The organism is Kangiella koreensis DSM 16069, assembly GCF_000024085.1.
Classification (GTDB): Bacteria; Pseudomonadota; Gammaproteobacteria; order Enterobacterales; family Kangiellaceae; genus Kangiella; species Kangiella koreensis.
Map to the genome: position 1 here is coordinate 1,662,222 of NC_013166.1, position 25,009 is coordinate 1,687,230.

Consider the following 25,009-nt stretch of genomic DNA (forward strand, 5'->3'; position numbering starts at 1 on the left):
TCCAGTTCTGCACCAAACCTGACAATCTCTTAAGGTGATAACAGCTATGTATCAAAAAGTAGCCTGTTTATCGCAAAAAAAGACGAAAAGAACAGAGATAAACTCCAATCTTTTCGTCTCGTAGCCTTAATTAAGAATCAGTCGAACTAGACTCCGCTTTTCAGAAGCATTGAGCGTATGTGGCCGATAGCTCGAGTCGGGTTCAAACCTTTCGGGCATACATCCACACAGTTCATAATGCCACGACAACGGAATACGCTGTATGCATCATCCAGATCCGCCAAGCGTTCCTCAGTCTGTGTGTCGCGACTATCGATCAAGAAACGATAGGCTTGCAACAAACCTGCTGGACCAACAAACTTGTCCGGATTCCACCAGAATGATGGGCAAGAAGTTGAACAACAGGCACACAGGATGCACTCGTAAAGACCATCAAGCTTTGCACGATCTTCAGGTGACTGAAGACGCTCTTTTGCAGGTGGCTCATCATTCGCAATTAAGAAAGGTTTAATTTTCTCATACTGCTTGTAGAACTGAGCCATATCAACAACCAGGTCACGAACAACTGGCAGGCCGGGTAATGGACGAACAACAATCGGCGTTTTTAAGCTTGATAATGAGGTAATACAGGCCAAACCATTTTTACCATTGATGTTCATGCCATCTGAACCACAAACGCCTTCACGACAAGAACGACGGAAAGACAAGGTTGGATCCTGATCTTTTAACGCAACCAGTGCATCCAACACCATCATGTCTGACCCTTCAGGAACCTCTAAATCATATTCCTGCATGTAAGGCTTTTTATCCGTTTCAGGGTTGTAGCGATAAATACTAAATTTCATTTGCTTCACTCCGTATTCTGTTGCTACAGATTAATATGTACGGGCTTTCGGAGGGAAAGCTTCGATTTTGGTTGGGCTCATATTCACATCACGCTTACCCATTTCTTCAGTGGCTGGATAATAGACAGAGTGAACTAACCAGTTTTCATCATCACGATCTGGGAAGTCTTCACGACTATGAGCACCACGACTTTCAGTACGGAACTCAGCAGCCTTAGCGGTTGCATAAGCAACTTCCATCAAGTTCTCAAGCTCAAGACACTCCACACGCTCTGTGTTGAAGGCTTTGGACTTATCTTTCAGGCGAGCATTTTTCATACGCTCACGAAGTTGCTTAACTTTGTCCAGACCTTCTTTCATCAAATCGCCAGTTCGGAATACACCGAAATGGTTTTGCATGGTGTTTTGTAGCTCGCGACGAAGCTCAACCGGATCTTCACCCTCGTTAGAATCATTCCAACGCGTATAACGATTAAGCGCGCGCTCAGCATCGGTGTCATTAAAGTCAGCGAACTGCAAGCCTTCACGTAGTGACTCTTCAAGGTGTAAGCCTGCTGCACGACCAAATACCACCAGGTCAAGCAATGAGTTACCACCCAAGCGGTTAGCACCGTGTACCGATACACAGGCAACCTCACCGACTGCATAAAAGCCTTTAACGATTTTTTCGCTACCGTCTGGAGTGCGGTCGATTACCTGACCATATTTATTGGTTGGAATACCACCCATCATATAGTGACAGGTTGGAACCACAGGAATTGGGTCTTTGGTTGGATCAACGTGTGCAAAGATTTTGGCTAGCTCGCTGATGCCTGGTAAACGAGTATTAAGAACTTCTTCACCAAGATGATCGAGTTTCAAGAATACATGGTCGCCATTAGCGCCAGCACCACGTCCGGCTAAAATTTCTTTCATCATTGAGCGAGCAACTACGTCACGTGACGCCAGGTCTTTCGCGTTTGGCGCATAACGCTCCATAAAGCGCTCGCCATCTTTATTGATCAGGTAACCACCTTCACCACGGCAACCTTCTGTAACCAGAACACCTGCACCGGCAATACCAGTTGGGTGGAACTGCCACATTTCAATGTCTTGTACCGGCAAGCCAGCACGCAATGCCATACCAACACCATCACCAGTATTGATCAAAGCATTAGTGGTTGATGCATAAATGCGACCGGAACCACCTGTTGCAAAGACTGTAGCGCGCGATTTAAACAAAGCAATTTCGCCGGTTTCGATGCACATTGCTGTAACACCGCACACATCACCGTCTTCATTACGTACCAAGTCCATTGCATACCACTCGTTAAAGAACTGAGTGTTAGCTTTTAAGTTGGCTTGATATAAGGTGTGTAATAGTGCGTGACCAGTACGGTCAGCAGCAGCAGCGGTACGAGCAGCCTGCTCACCACCAAACTCTTTGGATTGGCCACCGAAAGGACGTTGGTAAATTTTACCGTTATCCAGACGCGAGAAAGGCAAGCCCATGTGCTCCAGTTCATAAACCGCAGCTGGGCCATTTTCACACATATACTCGATAGCATCCTGGTCACCAATATAGTCCGAACCTTTAACGGTATCGAACATGTGCCAGCGCCAGTCGTCAGGGTGCGTATTGCCTAATGCAACGGTAATACCACCTTGAGCAGATACTGTGTGCGAACGAGTTGGAAATACTTTTGAAATCAATGCGACTTTTTGGCCACTTTGTGCCAATTGCAGCGATGCACGCATACCTGCGCCACCGCCACCAACGATTACCGCATCAAAGGTATAGGTTGGAATCGAGGAGATTGGGTTAGACATGCTTTATAGGCTCCACAAAATCTGAATGCCCCACACCAACAGTGTAAGACAGATAAGAATGACTAATACTTGGAAGATGAAACGAATTGCCAATTTAGGCATATAGTCAGTGGACACAATCCACAAACCAATCCAAGCATGTCCAATGACTGACAAGAGTGCCAGTAAAGAGAATACTTTCATAAAGGTCGATGCAAACAACTCTTGCCATACCGGGAACGTCAGTTCAGGAGTTGTGCACAAGAAATAACCCAGGTAAATCACATAAGCCAGCATAACGAGAGCTGATACTCGCTGGATAATCCAGTCATGTAAGCCTGAGCGACCTAGACTTGTTGATGCTGTTACTAAGCCCATACCCACACTCCTAATACCGCTGCAGCAACTGCAGAAAGAATAATGACCAACCAGGCACCACGACGACCGCCTTCAAGCGACTCACCAATATCCATATCCATCAGCAAATGACGAACACCTGCAATGACATGGTAGGCAACAGCAGTGGTAATGGCCCAAAGAATGAATTGCCATAAGAATGACTCTGCAAACATAGTTTGCAATTCACTAAAACCGGCTGGAGTTAAGGATTTTTGTAGCATCCATAAAAGGATAGGTACAGCGAAGAATAATATAACGCCTGTAATACGGTGCAAAATTGAGGAAATTGCAGGTACAGGGAATCTTATCGTAGCAAGATTCAGGTTTGTTGGTCTCTTTTGATTCACGACGTATCTTATCTATGTTTGCCCAGGTCGCCAGGGCGTGAGAGTCTCTGTGTCCCGTCTTGCTTCATTGCGTGAAATGCGACCGAAAAGTACGCTGCAGACAGGAACCCCGTAGTGATACAAAGTTTCGGAGGCAAATTATATAAGTGCTTGTCGGTGATTACAATTAATTAACCCAATAGATTTTCTATATATGCCAAAATCTTATTGATCATCATCAAGTGTCACAAAAATATCTCATGTAAAATGTGACAAAATTTTGTAGAATGCACCACCTGATTGAGATTAAACTCGATTATTTGAGTAAAAAGTAAGCAATTTATAGTCCAAAGGAGACTTTATGTCGCAACAAACAGCTAAACTTAGCTTACCCAATGGCGAAGAATTGGATTTGACCGTACTTTCCCCTACTTTGGGTAAAGACGTTATCGACGTACGAGCGTTAGGCAAAGCTGGCTACTTCACTTATGACCCTGGTTACGTATCAACAGGCGCCTGTGAATCTAAAATTACCTTCATTGATGGTGAGAAAGGTCAGTTACTTTACCGTGGCTACCCTATTGAGCAGCTTGCCGAGCAGTCGAACTTTGAAGAAGTTGCTTACCTGCTATTAAATGGCGAATTGCCTAGCAAAGAAGAATTTGAAAATTTTGTAGCAAAAATTAATAACCACACCATGGTTCATCAACAGATGATGAACTTCTTTAACGGTTTCCGTCGTGATGCTCACCCAATGGCGATCATGGTGTCCGTAGTAGGCGCACTATCGGCTTTCTATCACGATTCGTTGGATATTAATAACCCAGAACACCGCGATATCAGCGCCTTACGCTTAATTGCAAAAGTGCCCACTATTGCCGCTATGTGCTATCGCTACAGCGTTGGTCATCCATTCGTTTATCCTGACAATGACATGAGCCTGGCTGAGAACTTCTTGAATATGATGTTCAGCATGCCAACCAACGACTGGAAACCTGATCCAGTATTGGTAAAGGCCATGGATCGCATCTTTATCCTACACGCTGATCATGAACAAAATGCATCAACGTCAACGGTTCGTTTGGCTGGCTCTTCTGGTGCTAACCCATTCGCAGCTATCGCATCAGGTATCGCCTGCTTGTGGGGTCCTGCGCACGGTGGTGCTAACGAAGCCTGCTTAAACATGCTACGTGAAATTGGTGACGTCAGCCGAATTCCTGAATTTATTGAACGAGCGAAAGACAAAAATGATCCATTCCGTCTGATGGGCTTTGGTCACCGTGTTTATAAGAACTTTGACCCACGCGCTAAAGTCATGCGTGAAAGTGCGCACGAAGTTCTGGACTTATTAGGCAAGCACGATGATCCAATCTTCAAAATTGCACTTGAGCTTGAAAAAATCGCGCTTGAAGATCCATACTTCATCGAGAAGAAGTTATACCCGAATGTAGACTTCTACTCAGGAGTCATTCTGGATGCGATGGGTATCCCAACCAATATGTTCACGGTGATTTTCGCCTTGGCACGTACTGTGGGCTGGGTATCTCAGTGGCACGAAATGATTGGTGAAGATGATCGCCGCATTGGCCGCCCTCGTCAGTTGTACACCGGCGCAACTGAGCGTGACTATGTTGATCTTAATAAACGCTGATCTTAATAAACATTAATATCAATAAAAGCAGCTCGCACCAGTGAGACTGGCCTACTTTGAAAAATTATTGCTGACAATATTTTTTTCAAAGGTCTATAATTTAAAGGAGCACTTCAGGTGCTCCTTTTTATTTATCTGAATATTATTTCTGACTGTTGAAATAACCATAAACAAAAACTAGACAGTCGATGACAAAACAAATGGTGGACCATGCAAAAAAATACTAAACCCTGTTACTATCCTGAGTACCTTCAGCTTAATAAACTGTTAGATGCCCAGCACCCTGAGAGCACAAAGTATGGTGCCGAGGCGCATGATGAAACTTTATTTATTATTGTGCATCAGGCATATGAATTGTGGTTCAAACAAGTGCTGCATGAAATCCACTCAATTCTACCAGTGCTTTCTCAAAGCCATGTCGATGAAAGCAACATAAGCACCGTGAATTTACGACTAGAGCGTATTCATCGAATTCAAGATGTGTTGGTGGACCAAATTGATATTCTCGAAACTATGACCCCGCTCGATTTCCTTGATTTCAGAGACTATTTAATTCCAGCTTCCGGTTTTCAGAGCATTCAATTCAAAGAGATTGAAATTCTGTTGGGACTCAAATCCGAATACCGTATTAACTTCGACAAAAAGTCTTTCTACAGCCGCTTAAATGAAAAGGATCGTAATTACCTGATGGACCTTGAGGAAAAACCGTCACTGTTTGATGCGGTTGAAAAATGGCTGGAACGTATGCCATTTCTTGAGTTTGGTGATTTCAAATTCTGGAATATTTTTAAAGACGCCGTCGAAACCATGCTCGCTCACGACGAAAAAGTGCTCAAAGACGCCGATTACTTGAGCGATGCTGAGAAGACGTTCCAGCTAAATGATCTTGAAAATACTCACGCTACATTTGATGCGTTATTTGACAAAGAAAAATACGATGAGCTGAAAACCCAGGGCCGTTTCCGCATGAGCCAGGAAGCGACGTTAAGCGCTCTTTTTATTAATTTATACCGCGAGCAACCGATGCTCAATGGCCCCTTCCGCCTACTGCAAAGCCTGGTTGAAATTGATGAGAAATTCACCACCTGGCGCTACCGCCATACCACTATGGTATTGCGTATGATTGGCTCTAAGATTGGTACCGGCGGCTCAGCAGGACACGATTACCTACGCCAAACCACTCAAAACAACCGCTTCTTCCGCGACTTATTTAACCTGACCACATTCCTGATCCCACGCTCGGCGCTTCCAAAACTGCCAGATGAAGTGATTAAGGCAATGAATTTTTAGGGGTTATAAAAGCTTAAAGGTAAAAAAGCAAAGCTCAGGCTTTGCTTTTTTCGTTAAGGCTTAATTATTTCGCAAACAACTGGCTTAAATCATTAAAAGCTTTAAACTCCAGCGCATTACCGGATGGGTCATAAAAGAACATGGTCGCCTGCTCGCCAGGCTGTCCTTTGAAGCGAATATAAGGCTTTATGGCAAACTTGGTGCTCTGCTCTTTTAAGCGGTCAGCTAAGTCCTGCCAAGTAGTCATCTCTAAGACTACGCCAAAATGAGGCACCGGCAAGGCATGACCATCGACCTGATTATTGGCTTTATCATGATCAACCCGCATAGCTTCATCAAGATGCACCACCAGCTGATGGCCATAACAGTCATAATCAATCCAATGATCACTGGAGCGGCCTTCGGCAAAGCCTAATACCTGGCCATAAAAGTGACGTGCTTGCTCTAAATCATGCACTGGAATCGCTAGATGAAAAGGACGAATGCTCATGTCGGAACCTACTGTGGGAATTGTGTCTGCTTAGTAAAGGTATTTAATAATAAGGTCAAGCCATCGGCATCTTGCTGATCAAAGCGATTAGTGATGGGGCTATCGATATCCAGCACGCCTTTTAACTGACCATTAATTACCACAGGTATCACAACTTCGCTTTGCGAGGCGGCATCACAGGCAATATGCCCCTCAAACTTATGAACATCTTCAACCAGTTGAGTTTCAAGAGTTGCCGCAGCCGCCCCACAGACACCACGCCCATACGGGATATGGACACAAGCGACTTTGCCCTGATAAGGGCCAAGAATCAGGCTATCAGCTTTTTCAGGGTTGACCAGATAAAAGCCAGACCAGTTCAGGTCAGGTAACATCTGGAAGATGAAGGCCGACATTTGCGCCATATTGGTAATCCAGTTGCTGTCTTCTGCTAACAGGGCGTCGAGCTGAAGCGCTAACTGGCGATAATACTCAGGCTTATCATTCTGGTACTCTTGAATTTGTGATTCGTCTAGTTGAAACATGGTATTTTCGGGAAATGTGCAATAGCGGCAAGATAGCTGACAGCCCCAACAATTACAAGCCTTAGATGGTAACTGAGTATTACCACATCTTGTGCTTATGTATTAAGATTATCACTAGCCAATGACAGCTTCTCACGGTAACATACTGCGTTTGTTTTTTCGTGAGTTTTGCGGGAGAGATCGTGTCCATTTCAAACAAAAACCAAAGAAGTCCTACTTCCTCGCCATGCATCGGCGTCTGTAGCACTGTCTTGGGCGATGAAGTGTGCCGCGGCTGTGGCCGAACTTTCGACGAAGTCTTAAACTGGCATACTTTTACGGATGACCAGAAAAAAGCGGTTAACCTTCGCCTGAAACTCGAAGGTAAACAGAAGTTTTAATAGCAAAACAAATACATACCCTTATCCTAATTTTTAGAAGGTAAATCGGAGCCTAATTATCATGTTAGTATCTATTGTCGACGCCCTAGCGGGCAAACCTGGCGAAGGTGAGCAAGTCACCGTTCAAGGCTGGGTACGTACTCGTCGTGATTCAAAAGCCGGACTATCGTTCGTCAATATCCACGATGGTAGCTGCTTTAATCCTATTCAGGCAGTAGTCGATAATAATGTGGCTAATTATGAATCCGAAGTGATTAAAGTAACCGCCGGCTGCTCTATTCGAGTAACCGGGAAGTTGGTCGAATCGCAAGGTAAAGGTCAGTCTTATGAAATTCAGGCCAGTGAAGTCGAAGTGCTAGGCTGGGTTGATGATCCTGACACCTACCCTATCCAGCCAAAACCGCATTCTGTTGAATTCTTACGTGATAATGCACACTTGCGTCCACGTACCAACTTAATTGGTGCAGTCACGCGAGTTCGTAACTGCCTGGCGCAGGCTGTTCACCGCTTCATGCATGAACAGGGTTACTTTTGGATTCACACACCAATCATCACTGCTTCGGATGCCGAAGGTGCCGGAGAAATGTTCCGTGTCAGTACACTGGATATGACAAACCTGCCAAAGACTGACAAAGGCGATATCGACTACAGCAAAGACTTTTTCGGTAAAGAATCCTTTTTAACGGTATCGGGTCAGTTGAATGTTGAATCTTACTGTATGGCAATGTCCAAGGTTTACACATTCGGACCGACTTTCCGTGCTGAAAACTCCAACACCAGCCGTCACTTAGCTGAATTCTGGATGGTTGAGCCTGAAATTGCTTTCGCCAACTTATCGGATAACGCTGATTTGGCCGAAGCTATGATGAAGTATATCTTCAAAGCAGTTCTAGACGAATGTGCTGATGATATGGCCTTCTTCCAGCAACGCGTTGATAAGGACTGTATCAACCGTCTTGAAAACGTCATCAACCACAACTTCGAACGCATGGACTACACCGATGTGATTGATGTACTGAAAAAAGCAGACAAGAAATTCGACTATCCAGTTGAATGGGGCATCGACCTGCAATCAGAGCATGAGCGCTACATTGCGGAAGAGTATGTTGGTCGCCCGACCGTAGTGATGAACTACCCAAAAGACATTAAAGCCTTCTATATGCGTTTGAACGACGATGGCAAAACCGTCGCGGCGATGGATGTTTTAGCGCCGGGCATTGGTGAAATCATCGGCGGTGCACAACGTGAAGAACGCCTGGACGTGCTCGATAAGCGTATTGAAGAAATGGGCTTACCAGCTGAAGATTACTGGTGGTATCGCGACCTGCGTCGTTACGGCACAGTACCACACGCTGGTTTTGGCTTAGGTTTTGATCGCTGCGTGTCTTATGTTACTGGCGTACAAAATATCCGCGATGTGATTCCATTCCCTCGTGTGCCTAACAATGTGAAATTCTAATTTCTTAAAGTTGCACAAAAATGATTAAGGCCACAAACGTGGCCTTTTTTATTGCATTGAGCTAGTATGAAGTCAGTACACAGTCAACGGATACAGTGATGTCAAAAAAGAATTACACCAGTGAAATCACAGACTTTTTGCAAGAGCTTGATGAGACCATTAAACCTGACTCACCCTCTCGTAGAGCTGAAAAAGCGAAGTATGATGAGATCAACGAAAAACGTGATAACCCTGACTACAAAGATAAAAAATCAAAGCTGTGGGAAGAATTTTAACCCTTCCCTTTTCCTCTCTCTCGCTCTATATCTAATCTAATTAAACCCAGCTCACAAAGTCGTCGACTTCAGGGATTGGCTTTGCTTTAAGCTCCATGTCTGGAGTCCCTATATAAATAAAACCAACGATGGTGTCATTGTGGTCCAAACCTAATAAAGGCTTAAGGTGCTCATTAAAAGCCAATGGACCCGTTCGCCAATAGGCGCCATAGCCCAAGCTATCAAGTCCAAGGATTAAATTCTGTACGCCCGCACCAGTAGACAGGACTTCCTCAATATGGGGAACTTTCTCATGCCCTCGTGCTTTAGCCACAGCGACTATTACCATCGGGGCTCTATGCGGTAATGACAGAGAACGCTCCTGCTTTTCTGGTTCCATTGCAGGATCTTCAGAAACACAGGCCAGGCGGTATTTTTCACCTAGCTCACTCAACGCTTTCTCACCCTCAAACACAATATACTGCCAAGGCATTAAGCGCTTGTGATCAGGAGCCCTTAACGCAGCCTTGAAGACCTGATTCATTTCTTCTTTTGTTGGAGCTGGTGCTTTTAAGCGACCACAAGAAACACGATTAATTAAAGTGTCTAACATAGTATTATCTCAAAGAGTTATAACTTAAATTGCAAGCGACTATAGCATAAATTGATTGTTCTAAAATGAATAACATTTTGCAGTTTTCTGACTCCATACAAACACGAAAACCTCGCTCCTAAGCCACCTAAGTGCTAAGTAAGGCAATTATATGAAGCTTGCTCTGCCACTGGCGTAACCGCATTTATCATTTGATTTTCAATCAATTGTTCCGTATTTTAAATCCTGGACATTAAAACAAAACACAGTAAATGGGGATATTATTATGAAAAACTTAGGTTCATTCATTGCTTTATTGGGGATTGCATCAATCGCTTTATTCTTCTTCGACTATGAATTAAAAATACTTGGCTGGATTAACAATTGGGGTGAAAACATCGCATGGACAATCCGTGGAGGCTTAGTCGTAGTTGGTGCACTATTATTCCTTATGGCACCTTCAGAGAAAGATTCAGAAGAAGCTGCTTAAGTTAGCTGTAACCGTTCTAAAAGCCCGACCATGTGTCGGGCTTTTTTAATTCGGATATAAAAAAACCAGCCACAAGGTATCAGGTCAATATAGTACTCGTTTGCCGGGGAGGCCGAAAATTGAATCTGACTGACAAGGATGTCAGGAATGCCGAAAATGCAGGGAGCAATGATACCCGTAGGGGAGTACTCAGCACATCTGACTAACATGGACGTTAGAAATGTCGATAATGCAGGAGCATTTATCGACCTGTGCTTCGCCCTTCGGGCCAGCGTCGCTGCGCTCCGCTGTTAAAATTTCTGACCTCCATGGATGGAGGAAATGCAGAGGTTTGTCGGGAACAAATCCTGCCCGACAAATTTTTCGAACCCTGACAGGGGTTCTCGTCCACCGACAGAAATCAGATATAAAAAAACCCAGCCACAAGGGCTGGGTTTTATTTATATGGCATCCCGTAGGGGAGTCGAACCCCTGTTACCGCCGTGAAAGGGCGGTGTCCTAGGCCTCTAGACGAACGGGACACAATGTTTGAAACTGTTCTCTCAAACGCGGGCGCAATAATAATGCCCCTACCCTCGTTTGTCAAAAAAATAATGAGGATTTCGCTGTTTTTTTCAGCTTTATAAGAAAACTGGGCATAAATCAGTCAGATAGGTTAAGAAAGGTACAGTTAGCCTAAGCTCCAATTAAACAAATGAGCTCGACCACTCTCTTCTGATTCGCCCCGAATTTCAAGAAAAAACCAATACAGTGGTGCCATGTTAAATAAATAGTATTATCCAGAGTCAGTATCTGCTCTTAGAAAACCTCTTGGCCACTCCTTAGAAGAAGCCACAAGGGCTAAAGTCCACCTTAAATTCGATGAATACCGGGGAGGCCAAAAATGCAGGGGCAATGATGCCCGTAGGGGAGGCAGAATTTTGCTCCATGCAAATTCTGCACTCCCGCCATCTGACCTCCATGGATGGAGGAAATGCAGAGATTTGTCGGGAACAAATCCTGCCCTGGTGCTTGTCGAACGAGTTCTCCTGCTCTTTCGTAATGACATAAAAAAAGCCCGACCTGAAGGTCGAGCTTTCTTAATGTGGCATCCCGTAGGGGAGTCGAACCCCTGTTACCGCCGTGAAAGGGCGGTGTCCTAGGCCTCTAGACGAACGGGACACAAACTTTTCAAAATATCAATTTATTTGAATGCGCGGCAAAAGATGAGGAAGCTTACTCCAGTAAGCGACGATTCTTTTAACAAAGCAGTCAATTAAATTTGGTGGAGCTAAGCGGGATCGAACCGCTGACCTCTACACTGCCAGTGTAGCGCTCTCCCAGCTGAGCTATAGCCCCAAAACAATGGCGCGCATTTTAGCACGGGGCTTGTTACTGTCAACTGGAATTTGATGCAAATTATCGACTTAGCTTGAAAAGCTGAGTATAGTTTTCGCCATCTAACACTAACAAGAGTTTGAGTCTGTTATGAAACCTTTATACTTATTGTTTGGCTTACTGGCATTTAGTGCTGGTGCTGGTGCTGGTGAGGCTGAGGCGTCTAAGCCTTTTACGGCTGAAGACATGGTGACTATGAAGCGGGTTGCCTCCCCTGCTCTGTCGCCTGACGGCAATTCTGTAGCTTATGTGCTTCGCTCGACTGATCTTGAAGCTGACAAGGGTACTTTTGATATATACCTGACCAGCGCAATTGATGAAGACTCTGAGCCAAAACAGCTCACTTCCGACCCAGCAGCTGATACTAGTCCTAAGTGGTCGGCAGATGGCAAGCATCTCTATTTCTTGTCCAGCCGTAGCGGCACTAATCAGCTTTGGCGCTATAGCGTTGCATCTGAGTCAGTTGAGCAGGTTTCTGATGTGCCGGTCAGCATTGGCACTTATAAAGTCTCTGCAAAGAATGATCGAGTGGTATTCAGCGCATCGGTTTTCCCTGAATGCGAAACTCTAGTCTGCACAAAAGAAAAATCTGAAGCGGCTAGCAATAGCAAACAAGAAGGCAAGCTGTACGACAAAATGTTTGTCCGCCATTGGGATCACTGGCTGGATGGTACCCAAAGCCGCCTGTTTAGCGCGAAATTAGGCAGTAAGCCTTTTTCCGATGCCACCCCCCTATCCCACAGCCTGAATGGTAACGTGCCATCGAGCCCTTTTGGCGGTGATGAGGAATACACCATCAGTCCGGATGGCAAAACAGTTATTTTTACCTTGCGAATCGCCGATAAGAATGAGCCAACCTCTACCAACTTTGATCTGTATGAAGTTTCTATCTCGGGTGGCAAGGTTAACAACCTGACTAAAGAAAATTTGGCCTGGGACACTTACCCTGTATTTAGTCCTGATGGAAAGAAACTAGCCTGGCTGGCTATGGATCGTCCTGGATTTGAAGCCGACCGTCGCCAACTACACATTCGCGATCTGAAATCAGGTAAAACAGAAAATGTTACTAAAACTTGGGATCGTTCTTTTTATGGCTTTAAATTCAGCAAAAATGGTCAGCAAGTTTTCTTATACGGTAACCATATCGGCAAAAACGTTATCTGGTCATTTGATTTAAAGACTAAGCAGCGCTCGCAATTAACCGATGAAGGTTATGTATCCGCATTTGATTTAGGCAAAGATAAAATCATTTATCAGTATGACGACTTGAACCAACCTGCTGATTTGTTTGTGATGGATCTTAATGGCGATAATAAGCGTCAGCTAACGCATGTTAATCAAGATGTCATGTCCGAGCTTGAATTTGGTGACTATGAACAGTTCAGTTTCAAAGGCTGGAACGATGAAACGGTATACGGCTATATCGTCAAGCCTGTCGATTTTGAGGAAGAGAAAGAATATCCCTTAGCCTTTTTGATTCATGGCGGCCCACAAGGAAGCTTCGGTGATCACTTCCACTATCGTTGGAACCCACAGACTTACGCAGGTCAAGGGTTTGTCGCGGTCATGATCGACTTCCATGGCTCTACCGGCTATGGTCAGGACTTCACAGACGCAATTACTGGCGACTGGGGTGGCAAACCACTGGAAGATTTGCAGAAAGGTTTGGCTTATGTTGAAGATACATACACGTTTGTCGATACTAATAACGCCTGTGCTTTAGGTGCTTCTTATGGCGGTTACATGATCAACTGGATTGCCGGTAATTGGTCTGATCAATTTAAATGTCTGGTTAATCATGACGGTATTTTCGACAACCGCATGATGTACTACTCAACAGAAGAGCTTTGGTTCGTTGAATGGGAAAATGGTGGTACTTATTTCGATAATCCGGAAAATTTTGAGAAACATAATCCAGTTCACTTTGTTAAAAACTGGAAAGCACCAATGCTAGTCGTTCAAGGCAGCAAGGACTATCGAGTTCCTGAAACACAGTCTTTAGCCACTTTCACAGCGCTTCAGCGCCAGGATATTCCAAGCCAATTATTAATATTCGAAAATGAAAATCACTGGGTTTTAAAGCCTAATAACAGCATTCAGTGGCATCAAGTAGTCAATAACTGGTTACATCAATGGCTAAAAGACGACTAATTCAGGCTATCGAACTAAACCATTCATAGCTAATCACTATCTAAAATCAACAAAAAGGTGCCTCCCGGCACCTTTTTTTCACATTTAACCCTTTAAAATACTATATTGAAACATTTGTTAACCTTTTGTCATTACTGAACATTAGGTTATAAAAAAGGTCGAGCGTTATAATATCCAAGAGTTGGAGTAATCCTAAAATTTTTGAAAGCGGGAAAAAATAATGACCAAGAGAATCCTAGTTGGTACAGCAATAGTTATTGCAACCATAATTATTATTGGTGTACTACTGAAATTAAAACCTGAGCCACCAAAGAAGAAACCCTTTGTCCAAGCTATCGTCGTTGAAACCAAGACAGTCGAAGGTGAAGACATTCAATTCATTGTTGACAGCCAAGGACCAGTCCTACCAGTTGAAAACTCAACGATGGTTGCTGAGGTTAGCGGCCGCATTATCAGTGTCTCTGATAACTTTCGAGTTGGCGCCTTTGTGGAAAAAGGTGAAACTTTGTTCGCTATTGACCCAGCAAACTATGTCGCTAATGTTCGCAGCGCAGAAGCTGCCCTAGCACAAGCTCAGGCAAGTTATCAGGATGCAAAAGCCAGAACAGAACAAGCTCGCAAGGACTGGAAAAAAATTGGTAAAGGTGAACCTTCTGACCTGGTTCTAAGACTCCCGCAACTCAAACAAGCAGAAGCTTCGGTTCAATCAGCAGAAGCAGATCTAATGCGTGCCCGTCGCGATTTAGAGCGAACAAAAGTTAAAGCCAGTTTTAACGCCTTAATTCAAAGCAAGATGGTTGGCTTAGGTCAGTTCGTTAATGTGGGTAGTCAGGTAGCCACTCTGTACGGTACTGAGTATGCGGAAGTTCGCTTACCGGTTCCGGATCAAGAGCTAGCTTATCTGAGCTTACCGGATATGGAAAATCCCCAAAAACAGCCAGATGTCCGCCTAATGGGTAGCTATGCAGGAAAAGAGCAAAATTGGTTTGGTAAGATTGTCCGCACCGAAGGTGTTGTTGAGCAAACGAACCGCTTAACCTACTTAGTTGCTCAGATTCAAGACCCTTATAATTTAAAAGCACAGAATAGTGATGACAGACCGCTTAGGTTCGGAACATTTGTCCGAGCTGAGATTGCAGGTAAACAGCGTGAAGGCCTTATAGCTCTTCCACGCCAAGCTCTTTACTTCGGTAACACCGTTTTAATCCTGGAAAATGAAAGTGAGATTCGCTTGCAGGAAGTTACTTTAGCGCGGACCGAGGCCAACACTATTTACATCGATACTGGTCTGAACTCTGGTGATGAGGTCATCGTAACGCCGGTCCACAATCCCGTTAACGGTATGAAAGTCCAAAAAGTTGGCAGCCAATCAAAGTCCAGCACTGCAAATACCAATGACACCGCTTTAAGTTCAAGCGCTGACACAGCTAAGCAATAAGGAATTCGCAGATGGTCAAACAATACGACACACACACGGGGATCATTTCCTGGTTCGCGCGCAACTCAGTTGCTGCGAACCTACTGATGATTTTCATCATTGTTGCCGGTTTTATAGGGCTTAGCCACCTTCGTCAGCAAGTATTTCCAGACATTGTTATCAACTCGGTAAGCATTCAAGTCCCCTACCCTGGTGCTGCGCCTCAGGAAGTTGAAGAAGGGATTGTGATCCTGATTGAAGAAAATATTAAAGAAATTGAAGGGATCAAGAAAGTTACTTCAACTGCTTCTGAAGGAATGGGAAGCATCAATATAGAAATCCAGGATAACTATGAAGTGTCTGAGGTGATGGACGAAATCAAAGTCAGAGTTGACGCCATCCCTAATCTACCAGACCTTGCCGAACGCCCAGTCATTTATGAAAACCGCATGCAACGTCAAGTGATGCGCCTCAATGTGTTTGGCGATGCTAATGAAAGAACACTCAAAGAGTATGGTAAAGACATTAAGAATGAACTACTGGCACTACCCAATGTTGGCCTGGTTGAAGTTGAAGGTGCTCGTCCTTATGAGGTAGGAATACAGGTCAGCGACCATCAATTACGCAAATATGGCTTAACTCTACAGGATGTTGCCAATGCCGTTCGAAGCCACTCTTTGGACTTACCTAGTGGCACCATTAAAACTCTGGGCGGCGATATCTTGGTTAGAACCAAAAACCAGGCATACGATGCTTACGATTTTGCAAAAATACCGGTCATAACGCGCCCCGATGGCACGACTCTCTTGCTTGCAGATATTGCAGCAATTGATGATGGTTTTGCTGAGTGGAACTTCCTATCGCGCTTTGATGGCAAGCCCACAGTCAGCTTGAGAATTCGCTCGTCTTTAGAATCAGATGACCTGCTCATTGCTGAACAAATTTATGATTACCTTGATAAAAAGACACCCACACTTCCTGCAGGCCTGTCCATAGAGGCATGGGGCGATGGCACCTATTATCTTAAGGGTCGCCTGGAGATGATGCAGAAAAATATGTTCGTGGGCATCTTGTTGGTGTTCATTGTTCTTGCACTCTTCTTGCGCTTTAAACTGGCTTTCTGGGTCATGATTGGCATACCGCTCTGCTTCCTGGGGGCATTTGCTTTAATGTACATGTATCCAGGCTTCGCCATGACCATTAACATGATTACCCTCTTCGGATTTATTCTGGTGCTGGGGATCGTGGTCGATGATGCGATTATTATTGCGGAGTCGGCCTGGGCATCAATCGAAGAAAAGGGACACAGCATTGACAGTGTTGTGGAAGGCTCAAAGAGAGTTGCCCTTCCCGCAACCTTTGGTGTATTAACCACCATTGCAGCATTTTACCCGATGCTAGCTATCAGCGGTCCATGGAGTAATGCGATGGCATCCATGGGTCTCGTGGTGATGTTCTGTTTGATGTTCTCCCTAGTTGAATCAAAACTTATTTTGCCGGCTCACTTGGCTCACATGAAACTCAACAAACTTGAAGATACTAAAAATCCGAAAGTAAGAGCCGTCAAAGGTTTCTTCCGCGCGATACGTTTAAAAGTTAAAGATCTTCTATCCCGCTTTATTAATAACGTTTACAGACCCAAGCTCGAGATGTTTCTTAAATACAAAGGGCTAACGATCTTAAGCTTTGTCTGTATCTTATTTATTACAACGATTGGTTTCATTGGTAGTGGTTGGGTAAAAACCAGCTTATTCCCGAACATACCTAATGACGGTGTATTTGTAGAAATTAAGATGGCTGAAGGTGCGACGGCAGAACAAGCCATGAGTAATGTTCAGATTGTATGGGACAAACTTAACAAGCTGCATAAAGAAGTCGAAGCTGAGCATGGGATTGGAGTATTCCAACATGCCTTTATGTGGACTCGCGAAAATACTGGCGGTTATATGTGGACCGAACTGGTGAAGAGTGAAGATTTGCCTATTCATCAGTTTGAACTGATTGACCGCTGGCGTGATATGGTCGGTACCCTACCCGCAGTTGAGGAAATCAGCTTCGGTGGCGGTGGTGGCGGCCCTGGTGGTGATGGCGTTGGTTATCGTCTAGTGGGAACAGACATTGACGAATTACAGATTGTGACAGAGAAGATTCGCGCTAAGCTGGCTGAGTATGATGGTGTTTATGACATCAGCGACAATTTGTCTGGTGGTAAAGAAGAAATTGTAGTTGAGGTGAAGCCACATGGTTATAACCTGGGTTTAAGCACTCAAATACTATCTCAGCAAGTAAGGAATGCTTTCTATGGTTCAGAGGCTCAGCGCTTCCTTCGTGACAACGAAGAAGTTAAAGTTTTTGTTCGTTACCCTCTTGAAGACAGACGCTCAATCGGCAACCTGGAACAAATGCCGATCAAAACGCCATCAGGCGAGTATGTGAGCTTTACTGACGTTGCAGATTATCAAGTTCAGGAAGGTTATTCACGCATTTCGAGAATTGACGGTGTACGTGCCAACCGCATCAGTGCTGATGTTAGTCCTCAGGCGACAATCACCTCAGGTGAAATCCATGAAGACATGATGCAGAATGTCATTCCAGGTATTTTGGCACAACACCCAACGGTTAAACTTGAGCCAGGCGGCCCAAGCGAAGATCAGCAGAAACTAAGCAAAGAGCTGGGCATCGGTGGTTTAATTGCCTTAATCCTCATTTATGGTTTGATGGCCATTCCTCTAAAATCATACATCAAACCAGTAGTGGTGATGTCAGCTATACCGTTCGGCATCATTGGTGCCATGGTTGGTCACTTATTGCTCGGCATTAACCTCAGTATGTTCTCCTTCTTTGGTATTATTGCCTTGTCAGGAGTTGTGGTTAATGACAGCTTATTGATGGTTGACTTTATTGGTCGTGCGCGTGCTGAAGGTATGTCACGTATTGAGGCTGCTGTTAATGCCGGTACCCGCCGTTTCAGAGCGATTATCCTGACCTCACTAACGACCTTCTTTGGTTTGTTGCCAATTACCACTGAAACCAGTTTGCAAGCACAATTAGTTATCCCAATGGCAGTTTCACTGGCCTTCGGTATCGTATTTGCTACCGTGATTACTCTAATCTGGGTACCCTGCCTGTATGTGACATTAGGCAGCGTCAAAGATTGGTTCCTTGGTCGTGATGCTAAAAGCTTAAGCAAAGAGCAAGAAGCATACGAAAACAATTAAGTTTTATGCTAATACAAAACAAAGGGGCTATCTGCCCCTTTGTTTATATTAAATGTTTTATAAAAACTTAATACTGATCAATAGCAGCCCCCCTTTTTTTTCTCTACAATGGTGTTGTTTTTATAAAGCCTGGCTTTACACTATTACGTATCAAACACCGAGCACAAAATCATATGTTCAAACGCACAAAAATTGTTGCCACCCTAGGTCCTGCTACAGAATCCGACGACACCATTCGATCATTAATCAAAGCTGGCGCTAATGTTTTTCGACTGAACTTCTCTCATGGCGAAGCTAAAGATCACATTCACCGAGCTGAACAAATCCGTAGAATTTCTCGCGATATGAATCGCTATATCGCAATTCTTGGTGACTTACAAGGTCCTAAAATTCGTATTGCTCGCTTTCAGAATGGCAAAATCAATCTAGAAGTCGGAGCAACCTTCATCCTTGACTCAGAACTGGAGAAAGAAGCCGGTAACGAAGAACGCGTAGGAATTGATTACAAACAACTCCCTGCTGATTTAAAGGAAGGTAATCATCTGATGCTGGATGATGGCCGAATTCAACTTGAGGTTAAGCGTTTAACTGCTACAGAAATCGTTACCGAAGTCATTATTGGCGGTGTATTAAGTAATAATAAAGGGATTAACCTATTAGGTGGTGGCCTTTCAGCACCAGCCTTAACTGACAAAGATCGCTCGGACATCAAAATTGCTGCCGCAATGCATGTAGATTATTTAGCCGTTTCATTTCCAAGAAGTGCTGACGATATGCATGAAGCTCGTAAGCTGCTGCAAAAGGCAGGAGGTAACAGCAACCTGGTTGCAAAAATTGAGCGTGCTGAAACCGTTAACGACGATAAAATCTTAGACTCTATTATCATGGCATCCGATGCAGTTATGGTCGCTCGTGGTGATCTGGGTGTTGAAATTGGTGATGCTCAATTAATCGGTGTGCAAAAACATATTATTTCACGCTCGCGAGCACTCAATCGTGTGGTAATAACAGCCACACAAATGATGGAGAGCATGATCCACAACCCTATTCCGACTCGAGCTGAGGTATTCGATGTCGCTAATGCTGTTTTAGATGGTACCGATGCAGTGATGTTAAGCGCAGAAACCGCAACGGGCGATAATCCGGCCCGTACCGTTCAGGCTATGGCAAATGTCTGTCTGGGCGCAGAAAAACAGTCCATGATCCGCATGTCTCGTCATCGTAATGAGATGTCTTTCGAATTGATTGATGAAGCAATTGCCATGGCAACCATGTACACAGCCAATCATCTCAAAGGCGTTAAAGCAATTGTTGCCCTGACCGAGTCTGGCTCAACCGCATTATGGTTATCGCGGATTCGCTCTGGAATGCCAATCTTTGCCTTAAGTCGCAGCGAGCAAACTTTACGCAAAGTTGCACTCTATCGTGGTGTTGAAGCGATTGAATTTGATCCAACCGTACTGGCCAAACATGATGTGAACCGCCTTGCAGTAGAAGAATTAAGATTACGCAATTTCGTAGAAGACGGTGACTTGGTGATTATTACCAAAGGTGACTCAATGGGCGTACTTGGTGGCACCAACGCAATGAAAGTTGTACGAGTTGGTCAAGTATACTAACTCTAAATAACTGCCACTAACCTCCACTGTTATAAACAAATACAATCACGCCAAGGAAGGCCAGCACTACACCCGCTAAACGTCGTTCGTTAATTTCTTCTTTCAGGAATAGCCAAGCAAATAGTACAATAAATGCTATTGAAGTTTCGTTCAAAACCGAAGCAATAATAGCGTCAGTGTATTTATAGCCCCCCAGCCAAAGCATCATCGAGATATAGGTTCCAAGCACACTGGCAATTATTAAGATCCGCCAGTCTCTAGGCTGCTTCAGCTCTCGGACTACACTTAAAAATTTACGACCGATGAGCAGCAGGATAATTGAACCAATTATGCCACCGATAAGGCGTAAGCTGATAATCCAGAAAAAACCATCGCCTTCCAGAATCCTCTTTACCATCACCACGCCAACCGCATTCAGGAAAACAGCTCCGGCTGCGAGTGCCAGACCTTGCCACAAAACTGGTGCATCAACATTTTTGCGATTGCGTTGCCAGGTTACCAGGACGATTCCCATTAACACCATTAAGAAACCAATAAACTGGCTCCAGTGCAAAGTTTCATTTAAAAATAAGACTGAAAGCACTATGACGAATGGGCTGTAAAGACTAGAAACAATAGCGGTATTTCCTGCTCCGACTTTCCGCAAAGCCAGAAAATACCAAGTGTCTGACAAAGCAATCCCAATAAAGCCACTAACGGCTACAATCGTCCAGTTAAGAGTATCCAACTGCGGCAATTGAAATCCTTCCATTAATAAAGCAGTGGGTACTAATAGAAATGTTGCCAGGGTGTTTTTGAAGAGGTTGAGCGCGGTCGCACTGAGAGTTTCGCCAGAATGTTTGAATAAAATGATCGCGGTTGCCCAGCATATCGCTGATGAAAGCGCGAGTATCTCGCCGAAACCAAAAGTCATAAATCAATCTCAATACAGTGGCGAAAGCCAAAATAGCTCAGCGACTGGGCCATAAAATAGCGCAACTTAGCATAAAGTGGCCTCTTGGCCTATAGTTTTAAATAGCTCAGGTATTGGGAATTAAGACAGTATAATCGAGATCTAATACAACATTCTCTGGGAAGTCTGTTTTAGGGTTGGTAGCTGAACACACCTGCTCCTTGATAGACTCCCATTGCACATTCTTAAAACCAATGGTTCTAAGTCTTAGTGCGCCCATGCCAAAACCCAGTTCGTACTTATTCTGCACTTGTGTCGCTGCATAAATCGTATTGCCCGCGTAGCAAGGATTAAGATGCGCTCCACCATTAATAGCAGCTAGCCACTGAGCATTAGCCAGTCCATTATGCGACAGGCTACGACATAGCGAAATAATATGGCCTCCATAAACTAAGCGTTGTTGGTGCTGACTGTCTTGCATTTGGTGGTAATTAAAATGCACTTTGGCATTGTTCTGATATAGCTTAGTTGCCATGGTGTGTTCGCTAGCATCAATTGTCAGACCATCAATATGATCAATCCACTCCCCTACTTCATAATCCTTAAGTGCAAACTCTTCGCCACTAGATATATAACTATACTGATCGGCATTAAACTGATCCGGCAAGGCAAGGTAAGCCGGACTGACTTCTGAATTTAGCTGTGGCTCGACCGCAAAAGTGTTCAACATTCCCTCTGCTTTTTTATGCACCATAACCCAACGCTTCCAGCTTGCCACTGAATGACCATCCTGATTCATTGCTCTAGAATGAACATAGACAATACCGGTCTTGCCATTGGAGTTCTCTTTTAAACCTATCACTTCAGATAGAACAGAAATGGTATCGCCGATAAATGCAGGCAACACAAATTGCACCTCAGCATAACCAAGGTTGGCAACCGCATTGAGCGAAATATCCTGAACCGTTTTACCAAAAGCGATATGAAAAAGGAGAAGGTTGTCGACAGGAGGCCGATCAAAACCCACTTTACGGGCAAGATGGTGGCTACTGAATAAACTAAAACGGCTACCAGTTAATGCGATATAAAGACTAACATCGCCCTCTGTAATGGTGCGAGGAATAGGATGCTCAATAATCTGGCCTAAGGAAAAGTCTTCAAAGAACCGTCCAACCGATGATTTATTCATGCTTTATCGCTTTTGATAATATTGTTTTGTTAAAACACTACCTGAAATAGCGCTTATCGGCTAGCCCCAATTAACTCATTCTGGCCTAACTCTTTAACAGTGTCATAAAGCGTTAAAACTCGTTCAGCCCACTCTCTTAAAGAAGGTTCGATTAAACGGTCCTCAATAACCGCAACATTACGCCCTTCTTCGTTGGCTTGTTTAATCGCCGTAATGATAGCTTTGGCTCTATTGATATCATCAAGCTTAGGAGTAAAGGCATCATTGGTATAGTCCAGTTGAATGGGATGAACCACCGCCTTACCATCAAAACCAAGGTCACGCGCCTGACGACAGGAAAATTCGCAGGCTTGAACATTCTTTAAATCAAAATGCGGACCATCGATCACACACTTTTTATGAGCTCGAGCCGCTAACACCACCAGAGACAAACTGGTCAACAAACCGGCTCTATCATTGGTCTGAGTGATTTTTAATTCGTTAGATAAGTCAGTAACTCCCATAACCACACAGGAGACACGCCCACTTGCAGCACAAATCTCTTCGGCACGTAGAACACCTAGCGGGCTTTCAATATTGATCATAATATTCAGCTTATTCGAAAACACATCATCAATCTGCTCAATATACTGAAGTAAACTTTCTGCTGATTCGATTCTAGGAAGCAATATTGCATCAATATCCAGATTTTTTATGGCGGCAAGGTCCTGTTCTCCCCACTCAGTACTCAGTGGATTGATACGTACAATGCGTTCTGAATACTCAAAAGTAGACGAGTTGGAGAATGCATTGAGCAAAACATCACGGGCAGTTTGCTTATGTTGAGGAGGAACTGACTCTTGCAGATCGAACACGATACTGTCGGCAGCTAAACCTCTGGCTTTTTCCAGATAACGCTCAACATGGGTAGGCACATAAAGCATGGTTCTGCGTGGACGATAATTGAGTGTTGGTTCCATCTTTTATCCTTTGAAATTAATTGCTTTGTGATTAAAGAGTTTAAAGTAAATATTGATCTAAGTTTTGTAATAACTTCTTGCGAAGCACTTTGCCATTCTTAGTGCGGGGGAAATCGCGCACTAAGTACACTTTTTTTGGTGCCTTATATTTAGCCAACTGCTCCTGCCCATAATCTAACATTAGCGGTTCAGTAATTTGTTTACCTGGCTCAGGGATAATACAAACAACGACCAATGTTTTATCTTTGCCAACATCTTCACCCAAGGCAACGCAGTCTGCAACATCGGGGTGTGCCTTGATGACTCGTTCGACTTCGTGTGGCGAAACGCGGAAGCCGAATGTATTGATAATGTCGTCTTTACGCCCCAGGAACCACACATAGTTCTGCTCATCACGCTTTGCATAGTCACCAGTAAAAAACCAGCCATCATGAACGGCTTTGACCGTTTCTTCCGGCAGATTCCAATAGGACAAAAATAATCCAGGATCATCTGCTCGAATACAAATCATGCCTTCTTGACCATTGGGGACAGGCTTTAACTCATCTTGCTCAACGTCTAATAGCGCAACCTGATGACCGGGCTGAATAAAACCCGCAGCACCAGGTACAACCTTCGCCTGCTTGTGCTGAGAAATATAATACGAAATTTCGGACATACCGATAGCTTCATAAATCGGAGCATTGAATCGAGCCTCCCAAAGTGACTGCATTTCATCAGAGAGGTGCTCCCCCGCACTCATACAATGTTTAAGTGATGGCAAATCTTCACCACTATATTCTGTCTTCTGAATAATTTGTCGATAAATAGTTGGCACACCAATAAAAATACTGCACTCATGTTTCTGAATCAGTTTCGGCCAAGTATGCGCGTCATTATGCCCTTCGTATGCAATAACGGTATGCCCATGCAACAAAGGGTCCATCAAGGCTGAACCTAGCACATAAGTCCAGTTAAACTTACCGGAATGCATAATCCGCTCGGTTGTCCCTTCCTGAAAATCAAACCAGTAACGACTAGCGGGCAAGCGACCTAATAGCGCTCGTTGAGCATGTAGCACACCTTTGGGATAGCCCGTCGTTCCAGAAGTATAAACAAGATAAGCGGGATCATTTACCGCGGTTTTGGTCGATTTAAACTCAACTGATGCGTTATTTAATGCATCATTAAAATCAATCAGCTTAAAATCATCGGTTTGTGGTAGTTCCCCTGCTCCCGTTAAGAATACGATTTTGATGGCCGTATTCTTTAATTCGCTTTCCAGCTCCTGCCACATGGATTTATGCGTAACAAGCACACTTGCTTGCGAGTCATTAGCCAAGTAAGCAACTTCACTTGAAGCAAGTAACGTCGAGGTTGGTACAGCAATGGCTGAATATTTAATCGCACCAAAAAATGCTATTGGGTATTCCAAAGAGTTAGGCAGGCGAATTAATATTCTGTTGTCAGAGTCAATGTTTAAAGATTGCAATAAATTAGCAAACTGAGAGGTTTTCTGAGCTAACTGAGCATAAGTGATTTGGCTAGTACCTAGTGACTCATCTTCGACGATAAGTGCTGCCTGATTAGCTTTATCACTTATTGCATGTTGGTCAACACAAGCCTCGCAAATATTAAAATGACTGGGAAGTTGCCATTGCCACTCGTCAATCTCCTGATTGTAGTGAACAACATCTTCAAAGGTATATTTCATGATAGC

21 protein-coding genes and 3 tRNA genes are annotated in these 25,009 nt (G+C 44.1%); 10 read left to right on the forward strand and 14 right to left on the reverse strand.

What is annotated here, in order from left to right:
- Nucleotides 1-146: 146 nt before the first annotated feature.
- Genes KKOR_RS07730 through sdhC form a run of 4 tightly spaced genes read right to left on the reverse strand, consistent with a single transcriptional unit; the run spans nt 147 to nt 3,379 of the window.
- Complete coding sequence (locus KKOR_RS07730; RefSeq protein ID WP_012801468.1) at nt 147-845, reverse strand: succinate dehydrogenase iron-sulfur subunit; 699 nt, start codon at nt 843-845, stop codon at nt 147-149.
- A 30-nt stretch (nt 846-875) separates the two neighbouring features.
- A complete protein-coding gene (sdhA, locus tag KKOR_RS07735) occupies nt 876-2,654 on the reverse strand; it encodes a succinate dehydrogenase flavoprotein subunit (protein WP_012801469.1) in 1,779 nt (592 codons plus the stop codon).
- Nucleotides 2,655-2,657: 3 nt separating this feature from the next.
- Nucleotides 2,658-3,011 (reverse strand): succinate dehydrogenase, hydrophobic membrane anchor protein, encoded by a 354-nt coding sequence (gene sdhD / locus KKOR_RS07740; protein WP_012801470.1) that lies wholly within the window; start codon nt 3,009-3,011, stop codon nt 2,658-2,660.
- The gene (sdhC, locus tag KKOR_RS07745) at nt 3,002-3,379 is read right to left on the reverse strand and encodes a succinate dehydrogenase, cytochrome b556 subunit (protein WP_012801471.1); all 378 of its coding nucleotides are present in this window, start codon (nt 3,377-3,379) and stop codon (nt 3,002-3,004) included. Before sdhC ends, sdhD begins: the two co-directional genes overlap by 10 nt.
- A gap of 340 nt (nt 3,380-3,719) precedes the next feature.
- On the opposite strand from sdhC, the gene gltA reads away from it, so the two are divergent.
- Nucleotides 3,720-5,009, forward strand: a complete 1,290-nt coding sequence (gltA, locus tag KKOR_RS07750) for a citrate synthase (protein ID WP_012801472.1) — start codon at nt 3,720-3,722, stop codon at nt 5,007-5,009.
- Between the two features lie 210 nt (nt 5,010-5,219).
- Nucleotides 5,220-6,299, forward strand: a complete 1,080-nt coding sequence (locus tag KKOR_RS07755; protein WP_012801473.1) for a tryptophan 2,3-dioxygenase family protein — start codon at nt 5,220-5,222, stop codon at nt 6,297-6,299.
- A gap of 64 nt (nt 6,300-6,363) precedes the next feature.
- On the opposite strand, the gene KKOR_RS07760 is transcribed toward KKOR_RS07755, so the two are convergent.
- Together KKOR_RS07760 and KKOR_RS07765 are read right to left on the reverse strand one after the other, a co-directional pair.
- Nucleotides 6,364-6,789: a VOC family protein gene (locus tag KKOR_RS07760; RefSeq protein ID WP_012801474.1), complete on the reverse strand. Its 426-nt coding sequence runs from the start codon at nt 6,787-6,789 to the stop codon at nt 6,364-6,366.
- A gap of 8 nt (nt 6,790-6,797) precedes the next feature.
- Complete coding sequence (locus KKOR_RS07765) at nt 6,798-7,313, reverse strand: GAF domain-containing protein (RefSeq protein WP_012801475.1); 516 nt, start codon at nt 7,311-7,313, stop codon at nt 6,798-6,800.
- A gap of 182 nt (nt 7,314-7,495) precedes the next feature.
- On the opposite strand from KKOR_RS07765, the gene KKOR_RS13425 reads away from it, so the two are divergent.
- The 3 genes from KKOR_RS13425 to KKOR_RS13580 all read left to right on the forward strand — a co-directional run bounded on the left by KKOR_RS13425 (nt 7,496) and on the right by KKOR_RS13580 (nt 9,427).
- Nucleotides 7,496-7,693, forward strand: coding sequence for a DUF1289 domain-containing protein (locus tag KKOR_RS13425; protein ID WP_012801476.1), 198 nt, complete (start codon nt 7,496-7,498; stop codon nt 7,691-7,693).
- A gap of 61 nt (nt 7,694-7,754) precedes the next feature.
- Nucleotides 7,755-9,152, forward strand: a complete 1,398-nt coding sequence (gene asnS, locus KKOR_RS07775) for an asparagine--tRNA ligase (protein ID WP_012801477.1) — start codon at nt 7,755-7,757, stop codon at nt 9,150-9,152.
- Between the two features lie 98 nt (nt 9,153-9,250).
- Nucleotides 9,251-9,427: a CBU_0585 family protein gene (locus KKOR_RS13580; RefSeq protein WP_012801478.1), complete on the forward strand. Its 177-nt coding sequence runs from the start codon at nt 9,251-9,253 to the stop codon at nt 9,425-9,427.
- A 40-nt stretch (nt 9,428-9,467) separates the two neighbouring features.
- On the opposite strand, the gene KKOR_RS07780 is transcribed toward KKOR_RS13580, so the two are convergent.
- Nucleotides 9,468-10,019, reverse strand: coding sequence for a nitroreductase family protein (locus KKOR_RS07780; protein WP_012801479.1), 552 nt, complete (start codon nt 10,017-10,019; stop codon nt 9,468-9,470).
- Between the two features lie 265 nt (nt 10,020-10,284).
- Between KKOR_RS07780 and KKOR_RS07785 the strand changes: the two genes are divergently transcribed.
- A complete protein-coding gene (locus KKOR_RS07785; protein WP_012801480.1) occupies nt 10,285-10,488 on the forward strand; it encodes a hypothetical protein in 204 nt (67 codons plus the stop codon).
- A gap of 445 nt (nt 10,489-10,933) precedes the next feature.
- Here KKOR_RS07785 and KKOR_RS07790 read toward each other — a convergent pair.
- From KKOR_RS07790 to KKOR_RS07800, 3 genes are all read right to left on the reverse strand, one after another.
- Nucleotides 10,934-11,009: transfer RNA gene (locus tag KKOR_RS07790), tRNA-Glu, on the reverse strand.
- 564 nt (nt 11,010-11,573) lie between these two features.
- A tRNA-Glu gene (locus KKOR_RS07795) sits at nt 11,574-11,649 on the reverse strand.
- A 101-nt stretch (nt 11,650-11,750) separates the two neighbouring features.
- Nucleotides 11,751-11,826, reverse strand: a tRNA-Ala gene (locus KKOR_RS07800).
- A 129-nt stretch (nt 11,827-11,955) separates the two neighbouring features.
- Here KKOR_RS07800 and KKOR_RS07805 point away from each other — a divergent pair.
- The 4 genes from KKOR_RS07805 to pyk all read left to right on the forward strand — a co-directional run bounded on the left by KKOR_RS07805 (nt 11,956) and on the right by pyk (nt 20,270).
- Nucleotides 11,956-14,016: a S9 family peptidase gene (locus tag KKOR_RS07805; RefSeq protein WP_012801482.1), complete on the forward strand. Its 2,061-nt coding sequence runs from the start codon at nt 11,956-11,958 to the stop codon at nt 14,014-14,016.
- 220 nt (nt 14,017-14,236) lie between these two features.
- The gene (locus tag KKOR_RS07810) at nt 14,237-15,454 is read left to right on the forward strand and encodes an efflux RND transporter periplasmic adaptor subunit (protein ID WP_012801483.1); all 1,218 of its coding nucleotides are present in this window, start codon (nt 14,237-14,239) and stop codon (nt 15,452-15,454) included.
- An 11-nt stretch (nt 15,455-15,465) separates the two neighbouring features.
- The gene (locus KKOR_RS07815; protein WP_015780576.1) at nt 15,466-18,651 is read left to right on the forward strand and encodes an efflux RND transporter permease subunit; all 3,186 of its coding nucleotides are present in this window, start codon (nt 15,466-15,468) and stop codon (nt 18,649-18,651) included.
- 173 nt (nt 18,652-18,824) lie between these two features.
- Nucleotides 18,825-20,270, forward strand: coding sequence for a pyruvate kinase (gene pyk / locus KKOR_RS07820; RefSeq protein ID WP_015780577.1), 1,446 nt, complete (start codon nt 18,825-18,827; stop codon nt 20,268-20,270).
- A 16-nt stretch (nt 20,271-20,286) separates the two neighbouring features.
- On the opposite strand, the gene KKOR_RS07825 is transcribed toward pyk, so the two are convergent.
- From KKOR_RS07825 to KKOR_RS07840, 4 genes are all read right to left on the reverse strand, one after another.
- On the reverse strand, nt 20,287-21,183 hold the full coding sequence (locus KKOR_RS07825) for a DMT family transporter (RefSeq protein WP_015780578.1): 897 nt from the start codon (nt 21,181-21,183) through the stop codon (nt 20,287-20,289).
- A gap of 106 nt (nt 21,184-21,289) precedes the next feature.
- Entirely contained in the window at nt 21,290-22,351 is a 1,062-nt protein-coding gene (locus tag KKOR_RS07830) for a MaoC family dehydratase (RefSeq protein ID WP_015780579.1), read from the reverse strand.
- 53 nt (nt 22,352-22,404) lie between these two features.
- Complete coding sequence (locus tag KKOR_RS07835) at nt 22,405-23,310, reverse strand: HpcH/HpaI aldolase/citrate lyase family protein (RefSeq protein ID WP_015780580.1); 906 nt, start codon at nt 23,308-23,310, stop codon at nt 22,405-22,407.
- A 40-nt stretch (nt 23,311-23,350) separates the two neighbouring features.
- The gene (locus KKOR_RS07840) at nt 23,351-25,003 is read right to left on the reverse strand and encodes an acyl-CoA synthetase (RefSeq protein ID WP_015780581.1); all 1,653 of its coding nucleotides are present in this window, start codon (nt 25,001-25,003) and stop codon (nt 23,351-23,353) included.
- Nucleotides 25,004-25,009 lie beyond the last annotated feature (6 nt).